Genomic DNA, 324 nt, shown 5'->3' on the forward strand with positions numbered 1-324 from the left:
ACTTACCTAAATCAAGGCTATAGCGAACTGTTTTATGCTCAATGGATACGAGCTTTTCTTACCGCAGCGGTGACTGTGATGCCTTTGGGTTTTGCGTTTATGGCGCTACTGACCAAGCTCGCTGAGCGCCTCTTTCCTAGCTCTAGTGAGAAAGTACGCAACATATCCATTGGCTTGATTATGGCATTGGTTATGGAGTCGGGAATGGCATTTAGCACCGCGGTAAATAGCGTGGGCATTGCTGATACATCGATGCTGATGAGTACCTGGCTAGACACCTTAGTAAGAGCCCTGCCTTTAGCATTGCTGTTAATGGCCGTGGTA

At 47.5% G+C, this 324-nt stretch carries 1 protein-coding gene; it reads left to right on the plus strand.

Annotation, left to right across the window (positions count from 1 at the left end; genetic code table 11):
- On the plus strand, positions 1 to 324 hold a 324-nt coding region (locus tag AB4585_RS23415; RefSeq protein WP_372171172.1), incomplete at both ends, for a DUF2798 domain-containing protein.

This window comes from Vibrio sp. 10N.222.49.C9 (assembly GCF_041474985.1).
Taxonomy (GTDB): Bacteria; Pseudomonadota; Gammaproteobacteria; order Enterobacterales; family Vibrionaceae; genus Vibrio; species Vibrio crassostreae_C.